The following is a 23,198-nucleotide window of genomic DNA, read 5'->3' on the forward strand; positions in this document are numbered from 1 at the left end:
GCACCATCCACCCGGTCCGGCACCTTCTCAGCCCGTCCGACGTTTGAGGACAAGCAGGCCGCAGGCCGGCCATGCATGCGGCGCGGCCCGTTCACCGGGTCCGGCACCATCAACCTGGTCCGGCACCATCAACCCGGTCCGGCACCATCCACCCGGTCCGGTACCTTCTCAGCCCGTCCGGCGTTTGAGGACAAGCGGGCCGCAGGCCGGCCATGCATGCGGCCCGGCCCGTTCACCGGGTCCGGCACCATCCACCTGGTCCGGCACCATCCACCCGGTCCGGTACCTTCTCAGCCCGTCCGGCGTTTGAGGACAAGCGGGCCGCAGGCCGGCCATGCACGCGGCCCGGCCCGTTCACCGGGTCCGGCACCATCCACCCGGTCCGGCACCTTCTCAGCCCGTCCGACGTTTGAGGACAAGCAGGCCGCAGGCCGGCCATGCACCCGGCCCGGCATCCATCCAGCCCCCCGGCGCGTGAGGACACGCGTTCGAGGATCAAACCGGCCCGCAGCCCGAAATCAACCCCCCACCGCTTCGCGGTGAACGGCTTCGCGGTGAACCGCATCGCGCAACCGCTCCACCAGCAATTGCGGCTTGGCCGACCCCCACACGTTCCGGCCGAAGGCCACCCCCGCACCACCCGCCTCGACCACCCCGCGAGCCAGCGCGACGACCTCGTCCTCGCTGTCCGACTTCGGCCCGCCCAGTGCAACGACCGGCACCGGACACGCCGCGACCACGGCGGCGAACTCCTCGGGCCGGCCAGGGCACACCGTCTTGACGATGTCCGCGCCCAGTTCCGCGCCGATCCGCGCCGCGCGGGCCACGTTTTCCGTGGTCCACGGCACCGCCTTGCCCCACCCACCGGGGATCATCTCGGCCATCACCGGCAGGCCGAGCTGTTCGCACTCCGAGGTGAGCCGGGCCAGCCGTTGCAGCGACAGGTGTTCGTCGGGCGCACCGGGAAACGCCAGCACGACCACACAGTCCGCGCCCAGCTTCAGCGCCTGCTCGGGCAGGTGCATGATGTCGGTGACGTCACCGGGCGCGAAGTCGCCCAACTCCGAGGCGCCGCCGTCGATCCGCAACACCAGCCCGGAATCGGCGAACGTGTCCGCGTAGGCCCGGGCCAGATGCCAGGTCGCCAGCACCGCGTCCGGCCCGCCGGCCGCGATCTGCGCCATCGGCTCGCCCAGCGGCGGCCCCTCGCCCATGTAGGCGGCGTGGTCTATCGCGACGAACACGGCGCGGCCGTCCGCGCCGAACATCCGGCGCATCCGGCGGAGCTTGCCTGCCCCAGTGGCGGAAAAGGTGTGCACAATCGTTCCCTTCGATGGTCGATGGTCGATGGTTGGCGGCAGTGATCAGCGGTTCTCGGTGCCGGCGACCTGCCGCTCGAACTCGGCGCCGTCCCAGTAGTCCACGCGATGCGCGATCAGGTCGGCCACCACACGCAGTCGGAAAACCCCACGGATCCGCACCGGTTCACCGGTCGTCGAACCGCGCGGGCGAAAGGTCATGGTGTACGCGAGGGCGGCCCGATCACCGTCCACGAGCAGGTCCTCGACGGCGTACCGCAGACCCTCGAACTCGGCCAGGAACACCGGCAGTCGCTCGCGGTACGCGGCCCGCCCCCGCAGGCTCCGGCCCAGCGCCGAGGTGTGCTCGTTGTGGAAGTCCTCGCTCACACACGCCGCGATCTGCTCCGGATCACCGGAGTTGAGCGCCGCGACATACGCCTCGACGGCCTCCCGGGTCCGCGCCGGGTCGCTCACGCGTCGGCCCGGTCGCCCCGGCCCACCCGATCGTCCCGGTCCGCCCGGTCGCCCCACAACTCGCGGACCTCCGCGAACACCCGCTGGTTGTGCGAGATCTCGACGACATTGCCGTCCGGGTCCTTGAGCGCGCAGATATAGCCCACCGGCGGCGGCACGTCCATCGGCTCCCAGTGCAGGCATCCGGCCGCGCGGGCCCGGTCCGCGATGGCGTCCACGTCCTCGCGGGCGGCCACCTCCATGCCCAGGTGCGCGAACGGCGTCAGTTGCGGCTGCGGGTTGCCCCGGTCCTTGTCGAAGGCGACCAGGACCAGCACGAACGGGGTCTGGACCTGGTTGGGGTTGGACAACCACGCGTTCGAGCCGGCGGCATCGCTGTGCCGTGAGACCACCACCAGCGGGGTGAAGGAGGTGTAGAACTCGATCGCCGCCTCCAGGTCGGACGACGGCAGCGCGATATGGGTCCAGCGGGCCTCGGTCAGCGTCGGTTCCATCGCGGTGGCTCCTCTCACGTTCCGGTGTGTCGGGGTTGGTGCACTCTGCGGCGAGACGCACGCGAAGGGTCGGTCGATGTCATCGACCTCGGTCGATGGGCCAATCGTCCGTCGGCCGATCGGTCAAACCGACCGCGGCCGATCGGTCAAACCGACCGCGGCCGATCGGTCAAACCCACCGCGGTCGATCGGTGAACCGACCGTCGGCCGATCGGCCGGGCAGACCGTCGACCGCTCACTTGATCGGCCCGTCGAACTCGTCCGCCGCCAGCGGCGTGGCCACGTCCTGCCGGATCTGCCGCATCATGTGCTGGGCACGGCCCTCCCACGCGCTGGGCGGACCGACCCGATAGAACGGCGAACGCAGGTTCTCCATGAGCACGGTCACCATGTCCGTGTCCTCCTTGTTCGTCAGCTCCAGGTTGACCAGCTCGCGCTCCTGGAGCTCGATGTCGTCGGTCAGCCCGTAGATCCGGGAGAACAGCCGGGTCCGGTCCGGCGCGAGCGGGTCCGCGCGGACCATGATGAGCTGGGACGCGTAGGGCAGCGGCGTCAGATTGGGATAGACGAACTCCGCGTAGCTCCCGCGCAGGTCCTCCTCGCCCAGGTCGGTGCGCCCGAGCGACATGTCGTACGCGTCGCTGTGCGGCTTGTACCCGCTGGTGGTCCGGCCCTCGAAGCGCACGATGGTGTCCATCTGCTTGCGCACCTTGTTGAGCCGCCGGTGCACGAACCGCACGTGGTAGTCGTCGTTGGAGTTCTCCACGAACGCCTTCCAGTTGAACGGGTACTCCTCGTCCAACTCGCGGTGGTAGCGGTGGTACTCGCCGATCTTGTACGCCGTGTAGCGCGGCAGCAGCGGCGCGATCCACTCCTCGAACGTCGGCGCCTTGTGCGACAGGCACGCGAACACCAGCTTGTCGAAGGCCACGTGCACCCGGATCGGCACCAGGCCGTACTGCTGCACGGGGAAGTCCGGACCGTACATCCGGTTCATGTCCGGAATCGACAGCAGCTTGCCGTCGAGACCGTAGGTCCAGGCGTGGTACGGGCAAGCGAACGCCTTGCCGCAGTTGCCCGCCGCGCCGAACGCGACGCCCGAGGCACGGTGCCGGCAGTTGTTCAGGAAGCCCTTGATCGAGCCGTCCCGCTGCTTGACCACCAGGACCGACTGGCTGCCGATCCGTCCGGTGATGAAGTCGCCGGGCCGGCGCAGGTCCTCCGTGTCGCCCAGCCACACCCACGAGCGGGCGAACACCCGGATCATCTCCAGGTCGAACAGGTCCCGGTCCCAGACCTCCCACGGCTGCAACATCTCGCTCGGCAGGGGAGCGACCACGAGCCCGTCGCCCTCTCGCGCCGCCGCGGTCCGGCGAAGTTCCGCCACCCGCTCGTCCAGGGCAAGTTCCGCAGCCCCAAGCTGGTCAGTCGGCACAGCTTCCTCCCCGTCACCTGGGATGTTTGCGATACGACCGAAGGTAGGCGCCGGGAAACGGCCCCGATATGTGCTTGAGGCACGAACAAACGGCCCGTGCGCTGCGCCGGGACCACATCGGTGCACACGCGCCGCCGTGCCAGCCTCGGGGGAGGACGTCCGATGATCACCTTTGGAGGGCACCCGTGGAGTACACCTCGCTCGGTCGCACCGGCATGCGGGTCAGCCGACTGTGCCTGGGCACGATGATGTTCGGCGCGTGGGGCAACCCGGACCACGACGCGTGCGTCCGGATGGTGCATCGCGCGCTCGACGCCGGGATCAACCTGGTGGACACCGCCGACGTGTACGCGTTCGGCGAGAGCGAGGCGATCCTGGCCAAGGCGCTCAAGGGGCGGCGTGACGACGTCGTGTTGGCGACCAAGTTCGGCGAGGCGATGGACCCGGACGCGCCGCTGCACCGGGGCGCCTCCCGACGCTGGATCATCCGCGCGGTCGAGGACAGCCTGCGCCGCCTGGACACCGACTACCTCGACCTGTATCAAATGCACCGCCCCGACCCGAGCGCCGACCCGGACGAGACGCTCGGCGCGCTGAGCGACCTGATCCGCCAGGGCAAGGTGCGCGCGATCGGCTCCTCCGCACTGCCCGCGGAGGCCATCGTCGAGGCGCAGTGGGTGGCCGAGCGGCGCGGGCACGAGCGCTTCACGGTGGAGCAACTCGCGTACTCGGCGTTCGCCCGGCATGCGGAGACGGCCGCACTGCCCACGTGTGGGCGGTACGGCCTGGGCGTGCTGGTGTTCAGTCCGCTCAATGGCGGCTGGCTGACCGGCAAGTACCGTGCGGGGCAAGCCGTTTCGGCCGATTCGCGGGCCGTGCGCAACGCCGAGCACTTCGACCACGCGGACGCCGCGGTGCGGGCCGCGAAGACCGCGCTGGTCGAGGAGTTCGCCGCGATCGCCGAGGACGCCGGCTGCTCGCTGCCGGAACTGGCCCTCGCCTTCGCGTTGGCCCACCCGAACGTCACGTCGGCGATCATCGGCCCGCGCACCGAGGAGCAACTGGAGTCCCAACTCGGCGCCTGCGACGTGCGGTTGACCCCTCAGACGCTGACCCGCCTGGACGCCCTGGTGCCCCCCGGCACGGACGTCAACCCGGCGGATTCCCCCTACCCGCGCCCGATCCTGCACCGGGGCTGAGCTCCGGCCCGCCCGGGTGGGGGAACGCCTCCGCCGGTCCGGCGGCCTCCCACCGCCGACCGAACTGCCGACCGTCTACCGCCGGCCGCCCAGGCGGGCGCGCAGCAGGTTGGGGTCGGCGGCCGTGAAGAAGGCAGCGCTGAGCACATACACCTCGCGCCCGCGCATCGCGACGGACGTGGGGTTCTGCAGCCCGTCGCCGGCGACCAGGACGGTGCTCACGGCGCCGTCCGATCGCACCCGCACGACCCGGTTCGGGGCGTTGACCGCGGCGAGCAGCTCGTCGCCGGTCCCGGTGAACGCGATGTCGTCGATGCCGGCCAGGCCGGATGCCTTGACCTGCGGCGTTCCGGCGCGGTTGTCGGCGCGAATCGGAATGCGCAGCAGGGTGCCCCGGTCCAGATTGGTCACCCACAACGCGCCGTCGTGGACCTTCGCGCCGTTGGCCCCGAGGAATCCGGTCGAGGCGAGTTCGGGGGCGGTGGACCACGCGGTCGGCGTGCCGCCCGCGACCGGGACGGTCCAGATTGTGCCGAGCACCGAGTCGGCGATGTAGAGGCGCTTGGCCTGCGGATCCAGGGCCAGACCGTTGGGCACGCCGTCGGCGGGCAACGCGGCGATGCGCCGGGGGGCGCCGCCGGGGCGTATGCGCCACAACCCGGTCAGGTCGGCGGTGCCGGCCGCGTACAACACGTACACCGTGCCGTCGGAGGTGCGCACGATGCCGGTGGCCATCGGCGCGTCGAGAGCCGGCGGGTGCGCGCCGCCGTCGGCGGGCGCGGGCAGGGTCGCCAGGATGCGGGTCGTGCCGCGTGCGTCGACCCGGGCCACCTGGCGGCTGCGGGCGAAGGTGATGTACGCCGAGCCGTCGGGCGACAGGCTGATGTTCTCCGCCTGCTGCCCTGCGGCCAGGTCGAAGTGCGCGGCGATCCGGACATCGGTAAGCGGCCTGCCGGTCACCGGCGCCGCGCCGGCCGGAGCGGCCGTGACGAAGCGTAGGTCCGCAGCCCGACGTCCTCGGGTCGCAGGCCACCGCGGCGGGCGCGGAGGAAGTCGGCGAGATGCCCGTTGGTGTTCATGCAGTCGAGTATGCGAACCGTCGACGCCCGGCGCCGCACCCTGCGGGGGTACGGGTCCGCAGGGCGTGGATACGCCCGTACCCGCGATCAGGTGCGGATCGTGGGTACGGGCGTACGGCCGTCCGGGTGCGGCGTTACCTCACTTCTCCCACATCACGATCTGGTTCCCCCACGGGTCCAGGAACGAGGCGTGGTGCCCGCCGAACTCCTCCCAGAAGCACTGCTCCCACAGCGCGGTCGCGCCCAGCAGCACGGCCTTGTTCAGGTATTCGCTGGGTGCCGCGTCGACCAGGATGTAGACGCGGGCGTGCAGACCGGCGCGCGCCTGCTGGGGCAGCGGCGCCGGGTCGGGCACCTGGGCGACCTCGTCGTACAGGCCCAGGTGCAATCCCTCTCCGGGGACTATCTGGTGGAAGACGCCCTGCGGGCGCGGGTTGATGGTCCAGCCGAACAACTCGCGGTAGAACTCGGTGGTGGCGTCGACGTCGGGCGTGGGCATGTCGACGAAGACCAGGGTGTTGGTCATGCGGGGGTCCTTTCCGGGGGAACTCGGGTGTACCGAACGGGATGTGACGCGGCATCGGACTCGGGATCCGACGCGGGCTCAGACCTGGTGGGCGTGCCCGTGGGTGAAGTAGGTGCCCTTGTCGCGCCACAGCACGACCTCGTTGCCCCACGGGTCGCGGAACGCCGCGTAGCGGGCCTCGAACTCGGCCCACGGCTTCTCCTCCCACAACACGCTCGCACCGGCCGCGACCGCCTTGTCGAGGTAGACGGGCGGCTCGTCGACCATCACGTAGATGCGCGGCACCGGCCCCACCGCCGGGCGCGACTCGCGGCGGATCCCGAGGTTGGGCTTGACCCCCGGGAGCACCTCGCTGAACTCGCCGGCGGGTCGCCGCTTGAAGTCCCAGTCGAACAGCTCCGCGTAGAACGCCGAGGTGGCCTCCACGTCGGGGGTCGGCAGGTCCATGAAGATCACCGGATTGGGCACGTCGGCTCCTCGGAGGGGGTCGGAACGGGGGTGTCGGACGATGTGGGTGATGCGGCCAGGCGCGCCTGTGCGGCGTCGCCCAGTTCGAGGAAGCGGCGCAGACCGGCCGCGTACTCGGGGTGTGGGTGGGGATCGAGCACGGTCATCGCCGGTCGCGGCCAGTCGCCCGCCGACCCGGCACCGGGCGCGGGCCACCAGTGCGCCCCGGCGCCGGCCGCGAGCGCCGCGCCGTAGGCGGCGAGGTCGGTCTCCGCGGGCACCTCGACCGGCACACCCAGTACGGCGGCCTTGATCGAGCACCACAGCGGACTGCGCGCGGGCGAACCGGCGCAGACCAGCGTGTCCAGGCGGGCGCCCCGCGCGCCGAGTCCCGTCGCGATGTGCGCCAGGCCGTACGCGGTGCCCTCCAGCACGGCGCGGGCCAGCTCGCCGGGGCCCGCGCCCGCGCTCAGCCCGAAGACCTCGCCGCGCAGTTCGCGGTTCCATCGGGGCGCGCGTTCGCCCTCCAGATAGGGCAGTACCAGCACGCCGCGCGCGCCGGGCGGTACCGCGGCGGCCAGCGTGAGCAGGTCGCGCACGTCGCGCCCGGTCAGGTCGCGCAGCCACTCCAGGATCAGGCCGTGCGCGGCGACCGGGCCACCGACGATGTCGACGCCGGGCACCGCCGAGGGCAGCGCGTAGGCGTCCGCGGCGGGTGAGCCGGCGGCCACCGCGACGGCCAGGCCGCCGGTGCGCCCGCCGGGGTCCATCGCCCGGCCGGGCCGATCCAGGCCGCCCGCCCAGAACGCCAGGTACGCGTCCTGCGCGCCGGCCACCAGCGGGGTGCCCGCCGCGACGTCGTGCCCGGTGCCGACCGTGCCCACCACCGATCCGGTGGCCGCGATCGGTCCGTAGTCGGTCAGCGGCGGATCGCCGGGCCAGCGGGCCTGCGCGCGCTCCGCGCCGAACCGCGCGGCCAGCCAGTCGTAGAGCTGCCAGGCCCGCACGTCGGGTCCGTGCGCGGCGCGCAGCGCGGCGTGCTGCGCGTGGTGCTGTTCGACTGGTGAGCCGGTCGCGCCCGCCGGGTGCCGGCAGGTCAGCGCGGCATCGGAACCGGTGTGCGGCACGCCGTCGGGAACGGTGGTCGGACTCTGCCCGCCCAGGCACAGCGCGGCGGGACGGGCCGCGCCGGGCACGAGCGCGCGCAACTTCGCGAGCGCCTGCGCGGTGGCCGCGAACCACGCGTACGGATCGGCGTGTCCGGGCCGCCAGGTCGCCGCGCCGGGGTAGCCGGCGGTGGTCGCGCCCAGGACTGCGCCGGCCGGGTCGAGCGCGAGGGCGCGTACCGAATTGCTCCCGACGTCGACGCCGACGACGACCCCGGGGGTGCCGGCCACGCTCAGCCGCCCACGAGGACGCGATAGACCGGCGACTCGGCGGCCAGTCGGAAGGCCGCGTCGACGTCGGTGAGCGCGTACGTCGCGGTGACCAGCGCGTCCAGTTCGGCGGCGAGCCGGCCCGAGGCGATGATCGCGGCGGCCTCGGTCCAGTCCTGCGGCTCCTGGCTGTACACGCCGACGATGCTCAGTTCGTGGTGGTGCACGTGGTCCGGGCCGACCCCGGCCAGGACGTCCTTCGGGAAGGCGCCGAACAGCACCACGGTGCCGCCGTCGTCGCACAGGGACAGCGCGGTCTCCAGCGCGCCCGGGGCACCGGCGGTGACGAAGACGACGTCCTGCTTCCCGCCGGCGGCGGCCTCCTCCGGGGTGCTCGTCCAATCGGCGCCGGCCTCGCGGGCCTGGGTCAGGCGCTCCGGGCTGATGTCGATCAGCCCGACCGACGCGGCGCCCTTGAACCGGGCCAGGGCCAAGTGCAGGCGACCCATGTACCCGGCGCCGATCACCGCCACCCGGTCGCCCGCGCGCAGTCCGCCCAATCGGGCCGAGTGCGCGACGCACGCCAGCGGTTCGCCCATCGCGGCGTGCGCGATCGGCGCGTCGCCGGTACGGAACGCCTGGAGCGCCTTGACCTTGACGAACTCGGCGAAGCCGGCACCCATCGATATGGTGCCGTCGGCCAGCGCACCGCCCTGCGGTCGTTTGCACAGCGCGCTGCGCCCGCGCCGACACGACGTGCAGGTACCGCACCGGGTGAGCAGGTCGACGGTGACCGTGTCGCCGACGGCCGCGACTCCGGGCAGCCCGGCGACGGCGTCGCCGACCGCGACCACCTCGCCGGCGACCTCGTGGCCGGGGGCGACCGGGTAGATCGGCTTGGTGCCCAGGTAGAGCCGGCGCTCCATGGTGCACAGTCCGGTGCGCCCGACCCGCACGAGCACGTCCTCGGGCCCGACCTCGGGGACCGGCTCCTCGCGCAGATCGACCTGCTCGGGGGCGGTGACTACGGCAACTCGCATGTGGGGCTCCTCGGTTGGGGATTGGGTGGCGATCAACGGCGGGTGCGGAAATCGGGACGCGGGCGGCGGGCGAACTCGGTACGCGGGCGGCGTCGGAACCCGGGTCGCGGGCGGCTTCGGCACCCGGTACGCGGCCGCGTCGGCACTCAGGACGCGGGCAGCGTGGGCCACCGCGACCGCAGCGGTACGCCCGCCCGGGCGAGCAACGCTCGGGACGCGCGCGCCGCCTCGGTGCGCAGCGCGCCTTCGTCGACGGTGACGCACACGTGGTCGCGGACCACGGCCCGTCCGCCGATCAGCACGTCGCGGACCGAGCGGCCGTCGCCGGACCACACCAACTGCTGGGCGATGTCGCCACGCGGGGTCCACTGGGGACCGGTGGCGTCGTGCACGACCAGGTCGGCGTACTTGCCGGGTTCCAGCGAGCCGACCCGATCGGCCATGCCGACCGCCTCGGCGCCGCCGATGGTGGCCCATTCCAGGGCCTCGGCGGCGCCGGGGCCGGTGGGGTCGACGGCCATGTCCTTGGCCAGGCCGACCGCGAGCGCGGCGGTGCGCAGCAGGTCGGCCGAGTCGGCGGCGTTGCCCGCGTCCGTGCCCAGCGCGAGCCGGCCGCCGCGGCGCAGCAACTCGGCATGCCGCCCGGCCCGGGTGACGCCCTGGCCCAGCCGCAGGTACGCCCACGGGCAGTAGGCGACCGCGCTACGGCTCGCCAACAGCGCCTCGATCTCGGCGTCGTCGAGCCACACCGCGTGCGCGAGCAGCAGGTGCGGGCCCAGTACACCCAGGTCGGCCAGGTGCAGTACGGGCCGGCGCCCGGTGCGCCGCAGGTAGTCGTCGGGGTCGGCGCCGGACGGCGACAGGTGCATCGTCATCCGCGCGCCGGTGCCCCGGGCCAGGTCGGCCGCGCCGGCCAGCAGTTCGTCCGAGGCCAGGCCGTGCCCGACCAGGGTGACCCAGGCCTCGACTGGGCCGCCCGCCGGGTAGGCGTCGACCAGCGCGGCGAGCCGGTCCAGCACCTCGGCGGCGGGCGCGGCGAACGGGGCGCCGGGCACGTCCCAGCCCCACGCGCCGATCCCGCCGCGCACACCGACCTCGGTCATCGCGGCGGCCACCCGGTGGGGGTGGGCCACGGTGCCCGCCTCGATGATCGTGGTGACGCCGTTGCGCACGCTCTCCACGCCGGCCAGCAGCGCGGACAGCGTGTCGTCGGCGGGTCGGTGCGCCGCGTGCAGCGGCACCGCCCAGGTGTCGACGGAGGCGCCCGGCGGCAGGTCGTCCGGGATCCGGGCGCGCGCCAGCGGGTCGCCGGTCTGGTGCAGGTGCGCGTTGACCATGCCGGGCGTGACCACGCAGTCGCTCGCGTCCAGTTCGGGGGTGCCCGGCCAGCGCGCCCGCAGCTCGCCGGTGGCGCCGACGGCCAGGATGCGCTCGCCCGCGACGGCGACGGTGCCGCCCAGCAACACCTCGCGGCGCGCGTTCATGGTGACCACGTCACCGCCCACGACCAACAGGTCGGGCCGCGTCGGCCCGGCGCCGTTCACGTTGCTCTCACCTGCGAACTCACCATGTCTGGGGACACTAGGCCCGGTGCCGTCCGCAGGCATCGTGGCCGGGAGCACAATCAAGTGGGCCCAGTACATGCCGGGGACACAATGCGAGCACAGGGCGACGAGGGCAAACCTGGCCTGGTGCCGCGCCCGGCGCCGGGCGACCCTCGCCGGCGCGGCACCGGTGCCGTGTCGGGCGAGGCATACCAGGTTGCGGCGCCCGGCACGGCGTACGGCTCGAAGGTTCGTCCGCCGCGTCCAGGGAGTTGCCGCATGTCCGACACCACCACCAGCGAGCCGCGCATCCGCGCCGACTGGCTGCGCCCGGACCCGTATCCGCAGTTGATCGGCGGACACGAGTCGTTCGACGGTGCGGCGCGGCCGGTGTTCGACCCCTCGACCGGCGGGCAGGTCGCCTCCTGGCTGGCGGCGAGCGACGCCGAGGTCGAGGGCGCGATCGCCGCGGCCCGGTCCAGTTTCGACGCGAAGGTGTGGCAGCGCATGCCGGGCCCGCGCAAGGCCGAGGTATTGGAGGCGGCGGCCGCGGCGATCCGCGCGGACGCGCCTCGGCTGGCCGCGCTGGAGGCGATGGACACCGGGAAGGCGGTCTCGGGGGCGCTGACCAACGACGTGTACGAGGCGGCCAACGCGTTCTCGTACGCGGCGGCGATCTGTCGCACCACGCACGGTGACGTGCGCCGCTCGTCCTTCCCGCCGGACCTGCTGCCCGGCGGCGGCCCGGACCTGTTGACGTTGCGGCTGCGCGAGCCGGCCGGCGTGGTGGCCGAGTTGTTGCCGTGGAACGGGCCGCTGATGACGGGCAGCCAGCGGATCGCCTCGGCGCTCGCGGCCGGGTGCTCGATCGTGGCCAAGCCGCCGGTGGACGCGGTGGTGACGCTGGTCGAGCTGGGCCGGATCCTGACCGCCGCCGGGCTGCCGGCGGGGGTGTTGAACATCGTGCTGGGCCCGGGCTCGACGGTCGGCGAGCGGTTGATCACCGACCGGCGGATCGACCTGATCAGCCTGACCGGCGGCACCGAGACCGGCCGACACGTGCTGGCCGCCGCCGCGCGCAACCTCACCCCCGTACATCTGGAACTGGGCGGCAAGTCGCCGGTGGTGGTGTTCGCCGACGCCGACTTGGACCAGGCGGTGGGCTGGGCGATGATGGCCGCGTTCGTGAACATGGGCGAGGTGTGCGTCGCGGGCAGCCGGCTGCTGGTCGAGGAATCGGTCTACGACCAGGTGGTGGAGGCGGTCGCGGCGGCGGCGGCCACCCTGCCGGTGGGCGACGCGCTGCATCCGGACACCTTCATCGGACCCTTGATCAACGAGCGCCACGCGGACCGGGTGCGCGGTTTCGTGAGCCGGGCCCTGGACGCGGGCGACGCCTCGGTGGTGGGCAAACCCGCCCTTCCGGACGGCCTCCTGCCGACCTATGTCGCGCCGACCGTGCTGGGCCGAGTGCGCCATGGGTGCGAGGTGGAGCAGGAGGAGGTGTTCGGGCCGGTGCTGGCCGCGATGCCGTTCCGCGACGAGGCCGAGGCGATCGCGCTGGCGAACGGCACCCGGTACGGCCTCAACGGCACGGTGTTCACCCGCGACATCGAGCGCGCGTTCCGCTTCTCGGACGCGCTGGACTGCGGCGAGGTCAACGTGAACTGCCATTTCGCGCCGGACATGAACGGCGGACGCGGCGAGCCGCGCCGGGCCAGCGGGTTCGCCCGGACCGGCGTGGACGCGTACACCCGTACCAAGGCGGTGAACGTCCAGGTGCACAGCGGGTGAAGCGTGGGGTTGTGCTGGGAGACCAATGACCACACCTGACCGAGCTTCATACCTTCTGATTGTCAGACCAACAGCCTGACCCACACCCTGAGGAGGCCCGATCGTGGCCGTTACCGGGATGAACCACGCGGTGCTGTACGTGCGCGACGCACACCGGACCGCCCGGTTCTACAACGAGGTGCTGGACTTCATCACCGTCATCGACGGCCCGCCCGGCAGTTACGTCTTCATGCGGGCTCCCGCCTCCGAGAACCACCACGACATCGCGTTCTTCACGATCGGTGCCGAGGCGGGCGACTCGCAGGCGGGCCGGCGCACCGTGGGGATGTACCACGTGGCGTGGGAGGTGCCCTCGCTCGACGCGCTGGCCGAGGCCCGCGAACGCCTGGTGGCGGCGGGCGCGTTGATCGGCGCGAGCGACCACGGCGCGAACAAGAGCCTGTACGCCAAGGACCCCGACGGCCTCGAGTTCGAGGTCATGTGGCTGGTCCCGCCCGCGTATTGGGGCGACGAGGAGCACGAGGCGATCATCCGGCCGCTGGACCTGGACGCCGAGCGCGAGCGCTTCGCGGCCCTGGCGGGCGCGTAGTGCCCTTGCGGGCACCGGGGGACCGGATCCCGTTCGCCAAGGTCGCGCGCCGCACGATCTCCGAGGAGGTCCGTGACGCGCTCCTGGCGAGCGTGCGCGAGGGCGACCTGCGCCCCGGCGCCCAACTGCCCCCGGAACGAACCCTGTGCGAGCAGTTCGGGGTGGCCCGCACCTCGGTGCGGGAAGCGATCCAAGGACTCGTCTCGCTGGGTTGCCTGGTCAAGCGGGGCAACCGGTTCTACGTTGCCGAGCGACTGCCCGGGGTGTCCTTCGACGAGGACGACGGCCGCAAGCTGCGCGTGTCCGAACTGTTCGAGGTACGGCAGGTGACCGAGGTGGCCATCGCCCGCCTCGCCGCCATCCGGGCCGCACCCGACGAACGGGCCGAGATCAGCGAACTCGCGGCCGGCTTCGACGCACAGATGACCCTGGAGGCGTTCCGCCGCCAGGACCGCCGCTTCCACGCGGCGCTGGCCCGCGCGTGTGGCAACACCACACTGCGTGAGCTGTACGCGAAGGTGCTCGACGCGGTATTCGCGTCCGGCGACTTCGCCTCGCTCCTCGACGCCGAGGGCAACGCCGAGGCGGTGCGCCAGGTGATCGCCGAGTCCTGCCGCTCACACCGCGGCATCGCCGAGGCGGTCGCGGCCCGCGCCCCCGACGCCGCCGCACGCGCCGCCGCCGACCACCTCGGCGAGGTCGAGCGGCAGATGACCGCCCGGATGTTCTAGGACACGCTCTGGCGCGGTCGGCACGACGGCCGGCCCGTCCGAGGGAGCAATTGCGCGCATCTACCGGAGAGGACGGTCCTGACATGAGCGAGGTACAACGCGTCTGGGCCTTCGACGACAGCGAGTTCGTCGAGGTCAAGCCGGGATTCCGGCGCCGGGTCTACACCGGCGACGAGATGATGCTGACCCTGTGGCGGATCCGCGAGGGCTGCGGTCCCACCCCCTACGACGACCATCCCGAGCACGAGCAGTACGGCATGGTGCTCAAGGGCAAGCTGGACTTCCGGATCGACTCGGACGAGCGGCAGGTGCTCGGCCCGGGCGACGTCTACTGGGCGCCCAAGGGCTGCGATCACGGGGACAGCCTGTTCATCGGCGACCCCGAGCACGGCGAGACCTGGATCCTGGACATCTTCACCCCGCCGCGCGACGAATACCGCAACGGCTGATCCACGGCAGAGATCGCGGCACCGCACCCTCGCGGGATCGCGAACAGGCAACTCGGCACCACCACACCACTGTCGGACGGTAGCGGTCGCCCCAGGCGCCGCGCACCGACCCCCACCCGCTTCCGGGCCGCAATCCCCCGCGCAACCGGAACGGGCCCTCCGCCGGACCGACATTCCACAACCCCGGCCCGCGGCACCGAACACCCGAGCCCGGCACGCCCACCGTGCCCGCCCGGGTCGCCGCGCACCCGTCGGTCCGTGTCGAACCAACGCGCCCTGATTCGTCTGGAGACCTTCCGATGAAGAACATGGTTCGAGTCATCGCGGCCTCGGTCATCATACCGGGACTGCTCGTCACCGCCTGTGGCGGTGGCTCCTCTTCCTCCTCCACCTCCGCCGGGGCGCCCGCCTCGGCCGGTGCGCCCGGCGCCGGCACCCTTCCCGCCAACGAACCCGACGTCAACAAGGACAAGAAGGTCGTCATCGGGGTGATGAGCCCCGGCGACACCAAGGACAAGGGCTACTACCAGAGCTTCGTCGACGAGGCGAACGGCTATGCCGACGCCAACGGGTGGAAGCTCGTCGTGGTCGACAAGATCAACCCGGCCAACGCGGTCCAGCAGGCCCGCAACCTGTGTCGGCAGAAGGTCGACATGATCGCGATCGGCGCCAGCGAGCTCAAGGACGCGCTCAGCGCGGCCAAGGAACCGCAGTGCAAGGGCATCGCCTGGTACATCAGCGGCGGCCAGGGTGTGACCCAGACCCCCGAGTTCACCCAGTCCCTCGACTACATCAACGAATCGCTCTACGTGGCCGGTTACGCGGCCGGCCTGATCCTCAAGGAGAACGGCGGCAAGAAGGCCGGCTACATCACCGGCCCCGACCTCCAGTTCGCCCGGGACGTGGCCAAGGCCTTCGAGGCGGGCATCAAGAAGGTCGTCCCGGACGCCGAGATGGTGCAGACCTACACCGGCGACTTCAACGACTCCGGCAAGGCCAAGGAGGCCGCCCAGGCGCAGATCAGCCAGGGCGTCAAGGTGATCTACCCCTACCTCGGCGGCGCCACCGACGTGGTCACCCAACTCGCCAACGAGAAGGGCGTCCCGGCGCTCACCCCCGGCACCGACCGCTGCTCGACGCCGGGCGCGCAGTACGCGGTGTCGGTGATCTTCAGCCCTGGCGCCTACTTCGCCGGCGCGCTGGAGGACTTCAAGAAGGGCACCCTGCGGATGGGCGTGGCCCGCGAATGGCACCTGGGCAAGGACCCGGTGCCCACGGTCAAGCTCTGCAAGCCCACCGGCGACCAGGAGCAGCAGCTCAAGACCCTGATCCAGGACATCGGCAGCGGGAAGGTGAAGGTCGATGAGGCCGTCGCCGCAGGCAAGTGACACCGCCGTGACCACCCCCGACCCACGACCCCGGGCCGCCGCCGAGCACCCGGCCGCGCCGTCCGTTCTCACCGTCCCCGTCGTGCAACTGCTCGGCATCGGCAAGCGGTTCGGCGCGGTGCGAGCGTGCGAGGACGTCTCGCTGCGGGTGCAGGCCGGCGAAATCCACGGCCTGCTCGGCGAGAACGGCGCGGGCAAGAGCACCCTGATGAAGATCCTGCTCGGCCTGGTCGTGCCGGACACCGGCCGCATCCTGCTGCGCGGCGAACCCGCCACGATCACCGACCCCTCGGCCGCCGCGGCACACGGAATCTCCATGGTGCACCAGCACTTCAGCCTGGTGGACCGGCTCAGCGTCTGGGAGAACGTGGTGCTCGGCGACCGGGGCCGGGTGGACCGGGACCGGGCCCGTGCGCTGGTGCGTGACGTGGGCGGGCGCTACGGCCTGGAGGTGGACCCCGACGCGTGTGTCGAGGACCTGTCCACCGGCCAGCGCCAACGCGTCGAGATCGTCAAGTGCCTGCGCCGCGACCCCGGCGTGCTGATCCTGGACGAGCCGACCTCGGTGCTGACCCTGGAGGAGTCGCGCGAACTGTTCACCGTGCTGCGCCGGGTGGTCGCCGACGAGGGCAAGGCGGTGATCCTGATCAGCCACAAGCTGGACGAGATCGTGCACGCCACCGACCGGGTCACCATCATGCGCCAGGGGCGCGTGGTGGCCCGGCGGGCCACCGCCGACACCGATGTGCGCTCACTGGCCCGGGAGATGGTCGGGCGCGAACTGTCCAAGTGGACCGCCGCGTCGGCGGTCGGCGCGCTGGACGCGCTGATCGAGCCCGGCACCGGCACCCCGACCGGCGGGGAAGCGCTGCTGGACGTACGCGAACCGGCCGCCGAGCCCGTCCCGGAGCCCAGGCCGCCGGCCGGCGAGGTACGGCTGCGGATCAGCGACGCGCACGCGAGCACCACCGACCGACGCCCGCTGCTGCGCGGGCTGACCCTGGAGGTGCGCGCCGGCGAGATCCTGGGCATCGCCGGCGTCGAGGGCAACGGCCAAGCGGCGCTGGGCGATCTGCTCTCCAGCCTGCTTCCGCTCAGCGCCGGCCGGGTGGAGGTGTGCGGCGCGCCGGTGGCCGCCGGCCGGCCCGGCGCGATGCACGCCGCCGGGGTCGGCATCGTGCCCGAGGACCGACACGTGTCCGGTTGTGTGCTGGACATGAGCGTCGCGGAGAACCTGGTCCTGGCCGACCTGGCCTCGGTCACTCGCAAGGGACTGCTGAGTCGGCGCCGGATGGCGGCGCGGGCCCGGCAGTTGATCGAGGAATTCGAGATCGCCACCCCCTCTCCGGACACCCCGATGCGACAACTGTCCGGCGGCAACCAGCAAAAGGTGGTGTTGGCCCGCGAACTTGCTGCCCAACCAGCGGTGTTGGTTGCCGCACAACCGACCCGCGGTCTGGACATCGGCGCGATCGAGTACATGACCGAACGGCTGCACGCCGCGGCGCGTTCCGGCATCGCGGTGCTGCTGCTGTCCACCGAACTGGGCGAGATCCTCACACTCTCGCACCGCGTCGCGGTCATCCACCGAGGCGCCGTCGTCGGCGAGATGGACCGCGCCGACGTCGACACCGAGCGATTGGGCCTGCTGATGGGAGGCCAGGCGGCATGACCTCGACCCTGACATCCGAACGCGCCCCGGCCGTCGCCGCCCCGTCGGCCGGCCCTCGTCGCCGACCCCGGATCGCCGATCTGGGCACCCCGCTGCTGTACGCGGCGTCGTTGTCCACCGCACTCGTCCTGGCCGGCCTGCTCATCGCACTGGTCGGCCAGTCCCCGTGGGACGCGGCGAGCGCGATGTACGACGGCAGCCTGGCCGACGGCGCGGCCATCGGGCAGAGCATCGACCAGGCCGCACCGCTGCTCCTGGTCGCGATCGGCTCGGTGATCGCCGCCCGCGCGGGCATCTTCAACATCGGCCAGGAGGGCCAACTCCTGGTCGGCGCGAGCGTCGGCGCCGCGATCGCCCTGTTCACCCCCGGCCCCGGCGCGCTCGTGCTGATCCTGGCCCTGCTCGGCGCGGCGGTCGGCGGCGCCCTGTGGGCGGCCATCGCGGCCCTGCTCTTCTACTGGCGCGGCGTCGCCGTGGTGATCAGCACCCTGCTGCTGATCTTCGTGGCGAACCAGGCCGTTTCGTACGCGGTCAACTCGCCGTCGCTGCTACGCGAGAAGGCGGTGCCCGGCCAGGTCACCACGTCGCAGTCGGACATGCTGGCGGAGTCGGTCTGGCTGCCCCGGATCGGCGAGTACCCGAACTTCAACATCGGCGCGGGCATCTTCATCGCGCTCGTGCTCGCGGTCGGCACCTCGGTGGTCCTGGTGCGCAGCCGGCTCGGCTTCCGGGTGCGGATGCTCGGGCTCAACCCCAAGGCCGCGCATCGGGCCGGTGTCGGCGCGGTGCTGATCGGCGGCGGCGCGCTGCTCGCCTCGGGCGCGTTCGCCGGCCTGGCCGGCGGCGTGATGCTCACCGGCAGCGGCCACCGCATGCAGGACGGCTTCGCCGACAACGTCGGCTTCGACGGGCTGCTGGTCGCGCTGGTGGCCCGGGACAAGCCGATGCTCGCCGTGCCCGTCGCGCTGTTCTTCGGGGCACTGCGCGCCGGCGGCGGCTTCCTGTCCGCGACCGGCGTACCGCGCTACATCGTCGCCGTGGTCACCGCGCTCCTGGTGCTGGCCACGGTCTTTCCCGCCGCCTACGCCGAGGTGCGCCGCCGGCGCGCCGTCGGTGCGGCCTGAGACCGGGAGGTTGACATGATCGACGACCTTGCCATGGTCCTTGCCAGCTCGGTCCGCCTCACCGTGCCACTGGCCTTCGCCGCGTGCGGCGAGTACATCGCCGAACGGGCCGGCACGATCAACATCTCGGTCGAGGCGATGATGCTCGGCGGCGCGTTCAACGCCGTATGGGGCGCCTCGTTGACCGGATCCGCGTCCTTCGGACTGGCGTTCGGCATGGTCGCCGGACTGGTCATCGGGTTTGTGCACGCCGAGTTCAGCCACCGCCTGTCGGTCAACACCTACGTGGTCGGGCTCGCCCTGAACGCGCTCGTGCTCGGCCTGACCAGCTTCCTGCTCGACTCGGTCGACCTGACCGGGCATCAGGTGGACGCGGTGAACATCCCGATCCTGTCCGACCTGCCGCTGCTGGGACCGGTGTTGTTCGCCCACCGCTGGCCCGCCTACCTGCTGGTGGGGGTGATCCCGCTGGTGTGGTGGCTGGTCCAGCGCAGCCGATTCGGTCTGGAACTGCGCGCCGCCGGGGAGAACCCCCAATCGGCCGACGTGACCGGGATCGACGTGCGTCGCCGGCGCCGGCAGAGCGTGCTCCTGTGCGGCGTGCTCGCCGGACTCGGCGGCGCCTACCTCGCGGTCGGCGAAGTGGGCGCGTTCAACCAGAACATGACCGCGGGTCGCGGCTTCGTGGTGATCGCCGCGGTGATCTTCGGCGGCTGGACGCTGCGCGGCACGATGGCCGGCTGCCTCGTGTTCGGTGCCGCCGACGCGATGCGGCTGGCGCTGCCCGCGCTGGGCGTGCACCTCAACTCGCAACTGCTGATCGCCGCGCCCTATCTGTTGGCGTTGCTCGCGATGATGTTCCTGGCCAAGACGCACCGTCAACCGGCCGCACTCGGGGCCCCGTTCGTGCGGGGGATCGTGTGAGGGCCGTTCTACACCGGGGACACGGCGGCCCCGAGATCCTCGAAGCGGCAGCACTGCCCGATCCCGAACCGGGCCCGGGCGAAGTGCTGATCGCCGTCCGCGCCGCCGCGGTGAACCGGCTCGACCTGTTGCAACGCCGCGGTCCCGGCCTGCTGCCCGGCTTCACCCTTCCGCACGTGCCCGGGATGGACGTCTCCGGCGACGTGCTCGCCATCGGCGAGGGGGTGCGCGAACGCCGGGTCGGCGACCGGGTGTTGGTCAACCCGGCGCTGCACTGCGGTGGATGCGCCGCGTGCCGGGCGGGGGAGGACGCCTGGTGCGCGGCACTGCGTGTGGTGGGCGGCAACCGGCCCGGCGGCTACGCCGAGTTGATGGTGGTGCCCGCCGGCCGCACCCACCCGATCCCGGCGCGTTGGGAACACGAGGCCGCGGCGAGCCTGCCGACCGCGTACGGCATGGCCTGGCAGGGCCTGGTCGTGCGCGGCGGCCTGCGCGCGGGCGAGACGCTGATGGTGCACGGCGCGGGCAGCGGGGTCAGCATCGCCGCGGTGCAGCTGGCCCGGGCCCTGGGCGCCCGCGTCGTGGTCACCTCCGGCTCCCGGGCCAAACTGGACCGGATGGCGGCGCTGGGTGCCGACGTGCTGATCGATACCCGCAGTTCGGATCCGGTTGCCCAGGCCCGGGCGGCGACCGGCGGGGCCGGTGTGGACCTGGTGCTCGACCATGTCGGCCCGGCGCTGTTCCAGGCGTCGCTGCACGCGCTGCGCCCGCGCGGCCGGTTGGTGTTCTGCGGGGACACCACCGGCACCGAGGCGACGTTCGACCTGCCGCACGCCTTCCACACCGGGGTCACGCTGCTGGGCGCGGGCTCGTGCGGCGCGGCGGACTTCGAGACCATGATCGGGTTCTGTCTGGAGCGGGGGCTGTTCCCGGTCCCGGACACCACCTACCCGCTCGCTGACGCCGCCGAGGCGCATCGCCGGCTGGCGGGCGGCGCCGCGTTCGGCAAGATCACCCTGCTGCCCGGCAGTTCGGCATGAGCCCCGCCGAGGCCCTGCTCGTGCTCGTGGCGGGCCTCGGCGCGGGCACGGTCAACACCGTGGTGGGCTCCGGCTCGCTGCTCACCTTTCCCGTCCTGCTCGCGCTCGGCTACCCGCCGGTGGTGGCCAACGTGTCCAACACGGTCGGGCTCACCCCCGGCTCGATCAGCGGCGCGCTCGGATATCGGCGCGAACTGGCCGCGCAGTCGGCGCGGTTGCTGCCGCTGTCGATCGCCGCGGTGCTCGGCGGGGCCAGTGGCGGCCTGCTCCTGCTCGGCCTGCCACCGGGCGCGTTCCGCGCGGTGGTACCGGCCCTGATACTGCTCGCCGCGCTGTTGATGGCCGTCCAGCCGTGGTTGTCCCGGCGCCTGCGCGCCCGTCGCGAACGACACGCGGACCCGGAGCACGACACGGGCACGGGTACCGGCGTCGGCCCGGCCCTCTCCGCCGCGGTGTTCACGGTCAGCGTGTACGGCGGCTACTTCGGCGCCGCGCAGGGCGTGTTGCTCCTGGCACTGCTGGCCACGGTGCTCGACGAGGACCTGAACCTGCTCAACGGCCTGAAGAACCTGCTCCAAGCCCTGGTCAACCTGGTGGCCGCGCTCCTGTTCACCCTCACCGCCGACGTGGCCTGGATCCCGGTCCTCCTGCTCGCCCTGGGTTCGGTGGCCGGCGGCCGCCTCGGCGCACTCCTCGGCCGCCGAGTCCCGGCCCCGGTCCTCCGCACCCTGGTGGTCGTAGTCGGCACAACGGTAGGCATCGCCCTGCTGCTCACCTGACCCCCAAACCCTTCCCCTCCACCCACCCCCAGCCACATCCACCCGCCCGACCCGGCCCCCACAAGGCTCCCGCCGCCCACGACACGCCCTCGCCCATAACCCGACCCGCCCGCCCGACCTCTCGCCCTCGCGAGCCGATCCGCCCCGCGCGCCCGACCCGGCCCCCACAGGGCTCCCGCCGCCCACGGCACGCCCTCGCCCATAACCCGACCCACCCCGCCGCCCGACCTCCAGACGCACCCGCGAGCCCATTCGCCCGTCCACTCCCCTTCCGACCCCATCCCACTCACCCGAGCCACCTCGCCTGCTCGAGCCGCCCACCCACCACGCGCCCCACCCACCACGCGCCCCACCATTCACGATGCACCCCGCGACGACGCGCCGCGCCCACAACGCGCCCCGCCACCCGTAACGCTCACACCCCCCGCCCGCCCGACCTCTCGCCGACAAGGCTCCCCCCGCCGACGACACGCCCTCGCCCGCAACCCGCTCCGCTCCGCGTGACGCGCACCCCCTGCCGTCCGACCGATCCGTCTCCCTGAAAGAAGGACTCCCATGCTCCGCTGGCTCACCGCAGGTGAATCGCATGGACCCGCGCTCACCGCCGTCCTGGAGGGACTGCCCGCCGGGGTGGAGATCTCCTCCGCCGATCTGGCCCGGGCGCTGGCCCGGCGCCGCCTGGGCAATGGTCGGGGTGCGCGGATGCGGTTCGAACGCGACGAGGTCGAGTTCAACGGCGGCGTCCGGCACGGGGTGACCCAGGGCGGCCCGGTCGCGCTGCGTGTGGCCAACACCGAATGGGCCAAGTGGGCCGAGGTGATGGCCCCCGACCCCACCGACGCCGACGGCCGGCGCTACGACGAACCGGGTCGGCTCCCGGACCGCGGTCGCGGCGCCGCGCTGACCCGGCCCAGGCCCGGGCACGCCGACCTCGCCGGCATGCAGAAGTACGGCTTCGACGACATCCGCCCGGTACTGGAGCGGGCCAGCGCGCGCGAGACGGCTGCCCGGGTGGCCATCGGTGAGGTGGCGCGCGCGTTCCTGGCCCAGACGCTGGGCGTGGAGATCCTCAGCCACGTGGTGCGGATCGGCGCGGTTGCGCTGCCCGGGGCGCTGGTGCCCGAACCCGGCAGCGGGGGCGCGATCGACGCCGACCCTGTGCGCTGCGTGGACCCCGACACCGCCGCCGCGATGAACGCCGAGATCGAGGCCGCGCACAAGGACGCCGACACGCTCGGCGGCGTGGTCGAGGTGGTGGTGTACGGCCTGCCGCCGGGCCTGGGCAGCCACGTGCACTGGGACCGGCGCCTGGACGCCCGGCTCGCCGCCGCGCTGATGGGCATTCAGGCGATCAAGGGGGTCGAGGTCGGCGACGGCTTCACGACCGCGACCCGGCGCGGCTCGGTCGCGCACGACGAGATCACCCCGGTCGCCCCCGGCCGACCCGGACCCGCCCGGGTGCGCCGCGAGACCGGACGCGCGGGCGGCATCGAGGGCGGCATGACCTCCGGCGAACTCCTGCGGGTACGCGCGGCGATGAAGCCGATCTCCACCCTGTCCCGGGCGCTGGCCACCTTCGACGTGCGCACCGGCGACCCGGCCAAGGCGATCGCCCAGCGCAGCGACGTGTGTTCGGTGCCCGCCACCGGCGTGGTCGCCGAGGCGATGGTCGCGCTGGTGCTCGCGGACGCGGTGCTGGAGAAGTTCGGCGGGGACAGCGTGGCCGAGACCCGCCGCAACGCCCAGGCGTACCTCGCGGCCCTGCCGGTGACCGTCGCCGACGCGTGAGCGCG

General features: G+C 72.6%; 22 protein-coding genes. 12 read left to right on the forward strand and 10 right to left on the reverse strand.

The window, feature by feature from the left end:
- Positions 1 to 518: 518 nt before the first annotated feature.
- The 4 genes from ACIRL2_RS16620 to ACIRL2_RS16635 all read right to left on the reverse strand — a co-directional run bounded on the left by ACIRL2_RS16620 (position 519) and on the right by ACIRL2_RS16635 (position 3,704).
- Positions 519 to 1,319: a class I fructose-bisphosphate aldolase gene (locus ACIRL2_RS16620; RefSeq protein ID WP_402232717.1), complete on the reverse strand. Its 801-nt coding sequence runs from the start codon at positions 1,317 to 1,319 to the stop codon at positions 519 to 521.
- 45 nt (positions 1,320 to 1,364) lie between these two features.
- Positions 1,365 to 1,775: a nuclear transport factor 2 family protein gene (locus ACIRL2_RS16625; protein WP_395871411.1), complete on the reverse strand. Its 411-nt coding sequence runs from the start codon at positions 1,773 to 1,775 to the stop codon at positions 1,365 to 1,367.
- Entirely contained in the window at positions 1,772 to 2,269 is a 498-nt protein-coding gene (locus tag ACIRL2_RS16630) for a VOC family protein (RefSeq protein WP_395871409.1), read from the reverse strand. The genes ACIRL2_RS16625 and ACIRL2_RS16630 overlap by 4 nt, the downstream gene beginning before the upstream one ends.
- Before the next feature lie 235 nt (positions 2,270 to 2,504).
- The gene (locus ACIRL2_RS16635; protein WP_402232721.1) at positions 2,505 to 3,704 is read right to left on the reverse strand and encodes an aromatic ring-hydroxylating dioxygenase subunit alpha; all 1,200 of its coding nucleotides are present in this window, start codon (positions 3,702 to 3,704) and stop codon (positions 2,505 to 2,507) included.
- A 185-nt stretch (positions 3,705 to 3,889) separates the two neighbouring features.
- Here ACIRL2_RS16635 and ACIRL2_RS16640 point away from each other — a divergent pair, with 185 nt between their 5' ends.
- Positions 3,890 to 4,903, forward strand: coding sequence for an aldo/keto reductase (locus ACIRL2_RS16640; protein ID WP_395871405.1), 1,014 nt, complete (start codon positions 3,890 to 3,892; stop codon positions 4,901 to 4,903).
- 75 nt (positions 4,904 to 4,978) lie between these two features.
- Here the strand turns inward: ACIRL2_RS16640 and ACIRL2_RS16645 are convergent, their stop codons facing one another.
- The 6 genes from ACIRL2_RS16645 to ACIRL2_RS16670 form a co-directional block, all read right to left on the reverse strand.
- Positions 4,979 to 5,986: a hypothetical protein gene (locus tag ACIRL2_RS16645; protein WP_402232810.1), complete on the reverse strand. Its 1,008-nt coding sequence runs from the start codon at positions 5,984 to 5,986 to the stop codon at positions 4,979 to 4,981.
- A 135-nt stretch (positions 5,987 to 6,121) separates the two neighbouring features.
- Entirely contained in the window at positions 6,122 to 6,508 is a 387-nt protein-coding gene (locus ACIRL2_RS16650; RefSeq protein ID WP_331771502.1) for a VOC family protein, read from the reverse strand.
- 78 nt (positions 6,509 to 6,586) lie between these two features.
- Positions 6,587 to 6,976 (reverse strand): VOC family protein, encoded by a 390-nt coding sequence (locus ACIRL2_RS16655; RefSeq protein ID WP_395871400.1) that lies wholly within the window; start codon positions 6,974 to 6,976, stop codon positions 6,587 to 6,589.
- On the reverse strand, positions 6,961 to 8,352 hold the full coding sequence (locus tag ACIRL2_RS16660) for an FGGY-family carbohydrate kinase (protein ID WP_402232726.1): 1,392 nt from the start codon (positions 8,350 to 8,352) through the stop codon (positions 6,961 to 6,963). Before ACIRL2_RS16660 ends, ACIRL2_RS16655 begins: the two co-directional genes overlap by 16 nt.
- A gap of 2 nt (positions 8,353 to 8,354) precedes the next feature.
- Positions 8,355 to 9,371: a zinc-binding dehydrogenase gene (locus ACIRL2_RS16665; protein WP_395871396.1), complete on the reverse strand. Its 1,017-nt coding sequence runs from the start codon at positions 9,369 to 9,371 to the stop codon at positions 8,355 to 8,357.
- Positions 9,372 to 9,517: 146 nt separating this feature from the next.
- A complete protein-coding gene (locus ACIRL2_RS16670; protein WP_395871394.1) occupies positions 9,518 to 10,915 on the reverse strand; it encodes an amidohydrolase family protein in 1,398 nt (465 codons plus the stop codon).
- A 279-nt stretch (positions 10,916 to 11,194) separates the two neighbouring features.
- Between ACIRL2_RS16670 and ACIRL2_RS16675 the strand changes: the two genes are divergently transcribed.
- From ACIRL2_RS16675 to aroC, 11 genes are all read left to right on the forward strand, one after another.
- Positions 11,195 to 12,709, forward strand: coding sequence for an aldehyde dehydrogenase family protein (locus ACIRL2_RS16675; protein ID WP_402232729.1), 1,515 nt, complete (start codon positions 11,195 to 11,197; stop codon positions 12,707 to 12,709).
- Positions 12,710 to 12,812: 103 nt separating this feature from the next.
- Positions 12,813 to 13,298, forward strand: coding sequence for a VOC family protein (locus ACIRL2_RS16680; protein WP_331771508.1), 486 nt, complete (start codon positions 12,813 to 12,815; stop codon positions 13,296 to 13,298).
- Positions 13,299 to 13,303: 5 nt separating this feature from the next.
- On the forward strand, positions 13,304 to 14,029 hold the full coding sequence (locus ACIRL2_RS16685) for an FCD domain-containing protein (protein WP_331771509.1): 726 nt from the start codon (positions 13,304 to 13,306) through the stop codon (positions 14,027 to 14,029).
- An 83-nt stretch (positions 14,030 to 14,112) separates the two neighbouring features.
- A complete protein-coding gene (locus ACIRL2_RS16690) occupies positions 14,113 to 14,478 on the forward strand; it encodes a cupin domain-containing protein (RefSeq protein WP_331771510.1) in 366 nt (121 codons plus the stop codon).
- A gap of 308 nt (positions 14,479 to 14,786) precedes the next feature.
- Complete coding sequence (locus ACIRL2_RS16695) at positions 14,787 to 15,866, forward strand: BMP family ABC transporter substrate-binding protein (protein WP_395871386.1); 1,080 nt, start codon at positions 14,787 to 14,789, stop codon at positions 15,864 to 15,866.
- On the forward strand, positions 15,841 to 17,538 hold the full coding sequence (locus ACIRL2_RS16700) for an ABC transporter ATP-binding protein (protein WP_402232734.1): 1,698 nt from the start codon (positions 15,841 to 15,843) through the stop codon (positions 17,536 to 17,538). The genes ACIRL2_RS16695 and ACIRL2_RS16700 overlap by 26 nt, the downstream gene beginning before the upstream one ends.
- Entirely contained in the window at positions 17,535 to 18,662 is a 1,128-nt protein-coding gene (locus ACIRL2_RS16705; protein ID WP_395871382.1) for an ABC transporter permease, read from the forward strand. Before ACIRL2_RS16700 ends, ACIRL2_RS16705 begins: the two co-directional genes overlap by 4 nt.
- Positions 18,663 to 18,677: 15 nt before the next feature.
- The gene (locus ACIRL2_RS16710) at positions 18,678 to 19,586 is read left to right on the forward strand and encodes an ABC transporter permease (protein ID WP_395871380.1); all 909 of its coding nucleotides are present in this window, start codon (positions 18,678 to 18,680) and stop codon (positions 19,584 to 19,586) included.
- Positions 19,583 to 20,626, forward strand: coding sequence for a zinc-binding dehydrogenase (locus tag ACIRL2_RS16715; RefSeq protein ID WP_395871378.1), 1,044 nt, complete (start codon positions 19,583 to 19,585; stop codon positions 20,624 to 20,626). The genes ACIRL2_RS16710 and ACIRL2_RS16715 overlap by 4 nt, the downstream gene beginning before the upstream one ends.
- Positions 20,623 to 21,405: a sulfite exporter TauE/SafE family protein gene (locus ACIRL2_RS16720; RefSeq protein ID WP_395871376.1), complete on the forward strand. Its 783-nt coding sequence runs from the start codon at positions 20,623 to 20,625 to the stop codon at positions 21,403 to 21,405. The genes ACIRL2_RS16715 and ACIRL2_RS16720 overlap by 4 nt, the downstream gene beginning before the upstream one ends.
- Positions 21,406 to 21,960: 555 nt before the next feature.
- Positions 21,961 to 23,193 carry a chorismate synthase gene (gene aroC, locus ACIRL2_RS16725; RefSeq protein WP_395871374.1) on the forward strand — a complete coding sequence of 411 codons (1,233 nt, stop codon included), beginning with the start codon at positions 21,961 to 21,963 and terminating at the stop codon, positions 23,191 to 23,193.
- Positions 23,194 to 23,198 lie beyond the last annotated feature (5 nt).

This window comes from Embleya sp. NPDC127516 (assembly GCF_044765325.1).
Lineage (GTDB): Bacteria > Actinomycetota > Actinomycetes > Streptomycetales > Streptomycetaceae > Embleya.